This is a genomic window from Belnapia moabensis DSM 16746, assembly GCF_000745835.1.
GTDB lineage: Bacteria > Pseudomonadota > Alphaproteobacteria > Acetobacterales > Acetobacteraceae > Belnapia > Belnapia moabensis.
The window spans coordinates 1-1,205 of sequence record NZ_JQKB01000283.1 but is presented as its reverse complement, the minus strand read 5'-3'; the positions used below and the strand labels follow the sequence as shown (position 1 = coordinate 1,205).

Annotated in this window: 1 protein-coding gene; it reads left to right on the top strand. The window is 68.3% G+C overall.

Annotation, left to right across the window (positions count from 1 at the left end; genetic code table 11):
• Positions 1-320 precede the first annotated feature (320 nt).
• Positions 321-1,205 (top strand): IS110 family RNA-guided transposase (locus EP26_RS30870; protein ID WP_043345487.1); only part of this gene is annotated, 885 nt, incomplete at its 3' end.

Below are 1,205 nucleotides of genomic sequence, written 5' to 3'. Positions count from 1 at the left end.
ACCGGCATCGGCCGAACGCGCCCGCACAACCAGAACGCGAGCGTACCGCGGCGTCACCAGGCTTCTCGCCCCGCCTCATGAATTTTTCGGGCTAGCACCATCGGCCGAAGCACTGGCGAAAGGAAACCGCCCAAATCAAATCTGCCTGTCTCCGCCGAAGTCGCGGGCCAGAGCGGTACTGAATGGATCCTGGGCAAGCCTCCAAAGCAACCATGAGCCAGCCTCTCCTCACTTGATGGGTTGGATGCCCCTGCTCCGCGGCATCGAGGTGCCATAGCGTGGTTGGTGTTGAGCCTGACCACGAGGGAGAGGAGGCATCCATGGAGGAGATTAGGACGATCGGCCTCGACTTGGCCAAGAGCGTCTTCCAGGTGCATGCGGTCAATGCGGCCGGTGGGGTGGTGCTGCGGCGCAAGCCGCGTCGGTCAGCGGTGCTGGAGTTCTTCGCGGCCCTGCCGCCCGCGCTGGTCGGCATGGAGGCCTGCGGCGGAGCGCACCATTGGGCGCGCGAGCTCACTCGCCTCGGCCATACGGTCCGGCTCATGCCGCCGGCTTACGTGAAGCCCTATGTCAAGCGGGGCAAGACCGACACAGCAGACGCCGAGGCGATCTGCGAGGCGGTGACACGTCCGACCATGCGCTTCGTGCCGGCGAAGACCGAGGTCCAGCAGGCGAGCCTGGTGGAGCTCAAGGTCCGCGACATGCTGGTGCGCCAGCGCACCCAGACCGTCAACGCGCTGCGCTCCCATCTCGCCGAGTACGGCATCGTAGCGGCGCAGGGGCGCAAGGTCGCTGAGCTGATCGCGGTGGTGCGTGACGACGAGGATAGCCGGCTGCCCCATCTGGCACGCGAGGCGCTGGGCGAGCTGGTGGCGCAGATCGAAGCCCTGGAGGAGCGCATTGAGCGGCTCGACAGCCGCATGGTCCGCCATGCGCGTGGGGACGAGACGGCCCGGCGGCTGGCGAGCATCCCCGGCATCGGGGCGATCGGCGCGACAACCCTGGCCGCGATGGTGCCCAATCCGCACGGCTTCGCCTCGGCGCGGCACTTTGCGGCCTCGCTTGGCTTGACCCCGAAGCCGCACTCGAGCGGCGGCAAGGAGCGCCTGAGCCGGATCTCCCGGCAGGGCAACGCCATGTTGCGCCGCTTGCTGGTGCTCGGCGCCACTAGCCGCCTGCGCTATGCCCGGCGCAGCCCAGAGGCC